The organism is Elizabethkingia argenteiflava (assembly GCF_009904105.1).
Taxonomy (GTDB): domain Bacteria; phylum Bacteroidota; class Bacteroidia; order Flavobacteriales; family Weeksellaceae; genus Elizabethkingia; species Elizabethkingia argenteiflava.
The window spans coordinates 1-4,906 of the sequence record NZ_JAAABJ010000411.1; the positions used below are offsets into that span (position 1 = coordinate 1).

Genomic DNA, 4,906 nt, shown 5'->3' on the forward strand with positions numbered 1-4,906 from the left:
CAAAGGATTAAATTACAATTCTATATATCATCCTTTAATCAATATATTTACTCCTTTTCTTAATATGAAGCTGAAACTTGAGACTGAAGTGTTATTATTGAAAAATAAATTTTTGTAAAACAATAAAGCCACTCCAAAAGAGTGGCTTTATTGTTTTAATTTTTCTTTTTATATCATTAGGAGCTGTAGAAAATGTATTATAAGAGAGTGGAATAATAATTATTGCAACAATGATAAGGAGTATAATAACGATAGTTCCGAAGCTTAGTTTCTCAAAGATTTTTTTTCATTTACAGCTCAGCAATATTTTTTTGAAAGAAGGATTTAAATTTCTTTTGGGGAAGCCTTGTTTCAGTCATACGGAATACGATAAATTTACCTTTGTCGTTCAGCTCCGCAATGAGCCTTAACTGTACATTGTACGATCTGATCCATAGTAATACCATAGAACCTAGCCAAGATGTTTGTTAATTCTTTTAAAAAGCCACAAGGTGGCTATGGGATGTGAATGTACCGCTGCACGAGTGGCAATATGAGGGAAGTTTTGTACCTTTCAGAAAGCTTTTTGGAGAGGAGAAGTACAGTATTGTCAGTGACTATCTGGGGACGCCCTCGCATGCATATGATGAGAAAGGCGGATTAGTTTGGGAAAGGGAGCTGGATGTTTATGGTTCCCTGAGAAAAGGAGACAATAGCTTTGTGCCTTTCCTTTATCAGGGACAGTACGTAGATATAGAAACAGGATTGGCTTACAACCGGTTTAGATACTACGACCCCGAAAGTGGTAATTTTATCAGTAAAGATCCTATTGGACTACAAGGTGGATTAAGTCCTTATTCATACGTAAATGATGTAAATTGTTTTGTTGATTGTTTAGGATTATTTCCTTGGGAAGAAGGAACCCCTAAACCTAAAGGTTGGCGATTACCTAAAAATGATATATGGTCTAGGGAAGCAGGACATTCAAACTTCACTCCCAATAATCCAACTTCAATCGGATTAAAACCTAGAACAACTATTCCATTTAAAAAGGGAGTTCCTGATTTTAGTGGAATTCAAGTAAGAGAAGCGATAAAAGTTACTGGTCTTACAGGAAATCATACAATTGATAAGCAACTAACAGCAAAAACTTTAGCTGAGGATTTCCCAAATGAATTTAGAAATTCAACTGCAGCATTACGCTGGATGAGGGAAAATAATATAACACCACATCATTTTCTTGATGATTATATCCAGTTTGTGCCTACTCTTTCTCATGGTGGAATTAGGCATAGTGGACCAGCACATGAAATGCGAGCTAATAGACATTAAATATATACATTATGAGTTATAAAAATGAAATTTTAAGATTAGGCGGAATGAGAGAGTTATTCCCTGGACATTCCACTAAATTGGAGAGTGAAGATATATCCAAAATAGAAACTATGATTAATGGTAAAATACCCCAAGATGTAAAGGATTTTCTTTTGACTTATGGAATTTGTAATTTTCACGATGAAGTTGAATTTAAACCATATTCAACTACGGCAGAATACGTGCACTCTACTGAGTCTCAGCAACCAAATTTTTCATTTAATGGCTCAATGTTAGGTGTATTTTTTGGTCGTGATTCAGAAAAAGGAAAATCTTATGATATTTTTGAAAATATCAATTTGTATAAAGAAAGAATACCGAATAAATTTATTCCATTTGGTAATGATGGAATGGGAAATTTGATACTTATATCAACCAATGATAGTGATTATGGTAAGGTTTATTTTTGGGATCATGAAGCAGAATGGGATATCGAAGATTATGAGGATGAAACAGGCTTATCAATGACCGAAGATGTCAAATATCAGAATTTATGGTTGATTGGAATTAACTTTGATGATTTTTTTAGTAGACTTGAAATTCTTTCAATAGATTAAAAATATGTGTTTTAAGGGGTCAGGTTTTCATTAAATATATGTAATATTCGTCAACTGCTTCAAATTATGATTTGATGAGTAAAGGATATTACCCTATTGGTAGTAATGGAAGACAAATAAACCTACATCACATTCTTGGTCAAGAATCAGGTCTAATGATTGAACTATTACAGAGCTTCACCAAAAAGAATATAAAAAATTACACGACTTCATAAAAGACGGTGATAGTTTTAGAAAGGACTAAAGTCTCAAAAAGCAATACGAAAAATTTTGTAAAAGCTATTGGAAAAAAGATCAGAATCATAAAAATTTTATCATTTATGGAGATTTAGTCAAAAATCGAGGTTGGGACCCTGCAAATGCCAGAGAATTTGCAACCAAAAAAGCAATGGAAATACGAAGCGAAGCAATAGATTTTGCTAAGAAAAATGGTTTAATAAAATGTCATTAATATGAATTTAATTGCTCAGATTGGTCAAAATTCACAGAACAAAATTATTGGTAGAATAGGCGGAAATATTCCTTTATGCTTGTTAGATGATACAGAAATAAAAGGATATAAGTTTTATACTACATTTCAAAACCTAATAATTTAGGAGAAGTTATTTCCATTCTCATACCTGATGATTATGATACGATGATTGATAATAACATTTATCCCAACTGTTCTGTAAAAGTATTTTCTCATCTTTTTTCGGAAGAGAGTGATAATACGGAATGCACAATAAATCATATTAACAATACTCCTATTAAGGGATATAGTAAAGTTGAATCAGATGAATTTAACTTTATAACGAAATCAGAACATCCCAAATTAATACAAGATGAAAGTTATTATTTTGAAAATTTGGAAAAAGATAACTATACTTTTTTTATTCAAATAGATGAAGATTATTATTCTGAAAATTTAATAGACGGAAACTATATATTTGGTTACGGGGCATTATATTTATACAGGCATAATGAAACAGGAAAAATAATTGCTGGGTTTTGGCAATATTCTTAAACATAAATACTTTCGTTAAACCGTCTTCAATCGAAGCATTTTTTTATTGGAAAAAGAAGTGCAAAAAAAATTGTGTTTCAAAGCCACGCATTTATAAAAATTGATTGGAAAAACACTTTGGTGTAATATAGAACATAGAATTTATACTTATCAGGATCGGATTTCCATTTCAGTTAGCTTGTAAAGAATAGGTTGGCAATATGAGGGGCGTTTTCCGCCGGTATGGAGCATGGGTGATGAAAATAATCTTCAGCAGGCGGCAGAATCTACCGAAAATTTAATAACTTGGCTGTATGAGCAGGGAAGTTTTGTACCTTTCGGAAAGATTGTTGGAGAGGAGAAGTTCAGTATTGTCAGTGATTATCTGGGGACACCCTCGCATGCGTATGATGATAAAGGCGGATTAGTTTGGGAAAGGGAGCTGGATGTTTATGGTTCCCTGAGAAAAGGAGACAATAGCTTTGTGCCTTTTCTTTATCAGGGACAGTACGTAGATGTTGAAACAGGATTGGCTTATAACCGGTTTAGGTATTATGACCCTCAAATAGGTAATTTTATCAGTCAGGATCCGATAGGGCTACAAGGTGGAACAAGGCTTTATGGTTATGTTTCAGATCCAAATGGGTGGATTGATATTTTAGGATTAATGGCCCGAAGTATTCCTACAAGGAAGGGACATCATATAGTACCACATGCAGCTGCAACTAATCTGAATATTTCGCCTTTTAATTCTGAATTTGGTGTACCTAGCTACTATTTCAAACCCGATCAAGTCGATCCACATGGACGTATGCATGGGGATGGTGGGATGCGTACAAGATATCCTTTAACCATGAAGCAGATTAATAAACAGAATCTAACCCCAGAGAAATGGTTGGGTATGCTAGAAACTCATTATAATAATCCAAGCATTCAAGATATTCGAGGAGATCTGAGAATTGTTGACAGACCGGGTAAACCAGGAATATTACTAGCAGAGAATGTATCACCAGCACAAGCATGGAATAAAGCAAAAGAATGGGCCGATGCTCAAAGGCATGTACATTAATGAATAAACTATATATGAATAACGTAATAACATATTGTTTTTGGGGAGAGGGCTTTAACCAAATGGAGTTTGATTTGGGATCTGATTTTGTAATAAATATTGACAATAAAAAGTGTGTTAAGAGAAATCAAATTGTTATTTTAATAAATATTTTAGCAAATGAGGGTTTTTCAGAAATTTTTGGTGATTGTTTTTTTGAAGAAACTGTGGATATTCAAAAAAATATTTCTAAACTTATACTAAGCCACCCTCAAGTTAAAGTATACAAAAATATATTTGATGGGATTGATACTAGGCTAAATGGTGTTACGGTCAAGAGCTTTTCAAAGTTTGCATTATATGATCTTAACAATAGAAGTCATAATGAAGAATATTGTACTACACTTGTTTTTATTGATACAGATGATATTAATAAACGGATTTTACAAGTTGATGCTTTATTCACTTCTTTTAAGTTTTATGACGAATTAGGATTTGTGGTCCTAGAGAAAGAACAACTATTGCACTATCTTGAAAAGTCTAATATATCAACTGATTTATTATCGCAAATTGAAGATTCAGATATTTCAGAGAATCTTGCAAACAGAGGGAATCTTTCTATATTTTGGGGATTTAGACCTTGGTACTACAATATTATTGTCACGCAACAATTAGATTTTCAATTACCTTTGGGTTTAAAGGTTCATGAAACTGGCTTTTCAAAATTTAGTTGTGAAAATGTCGAGCAGTTTATTCTGCCGGGCGAAGTGATGGAAGATTTAAAAACTATTGATAATTATAAGAAATGCTCTTTTTTAAACGAATCCAAACTTGGCTATTCAATTAAATTTTATGTTGCTGGAGGAAGATCTGGTCTACAAGAATTTGAAGGTCTGAATGTTTTTGTACATATTGAATTACTAACATCAGTTGAAAATATTTTAGAATTTGATCAGATTGATC

Annotated in this window: 6 protein-coding genes; all 6 read left to right on the forward strand. The window is 32.7% G+C overall.

Annotated features, from left to right (window positions below; genetic code table 11):
- The first annotated feature begins 504 nt into the window (after positions 1-504).
- Positions 505-1,311 carry an RHS repeat domain-containing protein gene (locus GNY06_RS04815; protein WP_166519039.1) on the forward strand — a complete coding sequence of 269 codons (807 nt, stop codon included), beginning with the start codon at positions 505-507 and terminating at the stop codon, positions 1,309-1,311.
- Between the two features lie 11 nt (positions 1,312-1,322).
- On the forward strand, positions 1,323-1,910 hold the full coding sequence (locus GNY06_RS04820) for an SMI1/KNR4 family protein (protein ID WP_166519040.1): 588 nt from the start codon (positions 1,323-1,325) through the stop codon (positions 1,908-1,910).
- Positions 1,911-1,984: 74 nt separating this feature from the next.
- Positions 1,985-2,125: an HNH/ENDO VII family nuclease gene (locus tag GNY06_RS15130; RefSeq protein ID WP_166519041.1), complete on the forward strand. Its 141-nt coding sequence runs from the start codon at positions 1,985-1,987 to the stop codon at positions 2,123-2,125.
- Positions 2,126-2,547: 422 nt separating this feature from the next.
- Positions 2,548-2,916, forward strand: coding sequence for a hypothetical protein (locus tag GNY06_RS04830; protein WP_212995085.1), 369 nt, complete (start codon positions 2,548-2,550; stop codon positions 2,914-2,916).
- A 229-nt stretch (positions 2,917-3,145) separates the two neighbouring features.
- Positions 3,146-3,964, forward strand: a complete 819-nt coding sequence (locus GNY06_RS14815; protein ID WP_166519042.1) for an RHS repeat domain-containing protein — start codon at positions 3,146-3,148, stop codon at positions 3,962-3,964.
- Between the two features lie 14 nt (positions 3,965-3,978).
- Positions 3,979-4,906, forward strand: a 928-nt coding sequence (locus tag GNY06_RS04840) for a hypothetical protein (RefSeq protein ID WP_166519043.1), incomplete at its 3' end; no start/stop codon positions are given.

Coding starts and splice junctions, on each gene's coding strand:
- GNY06_RS14815 (WP_166519042.1), top strand. CDS start 3,146: ATGGGTGATGAAAATAATCTTCAGCAGGCGGCAGAATCTACCGAAAAT.
- GNY06_RS04820 (WP_166519040.1), top strand. CDS start 1,323: ATGAGTTATAAAAATGAAATTTTAAGATTAGGCGGAATGAGAGAGTTA.
- GNY06_RS04830 (WP_212995085.1), top strand. CDS start 2,548: ATGATTGATAATAACATTTATCCCAACTGTTCTGTAAAAGTATTTTCT.
- GNY06_RS15130 (WP_166519041.1), top strand. CDS start 1,985: ATGAGTAAAGGATATTACCCTATTGGTAGTAATGGAAGACAAATAAAC.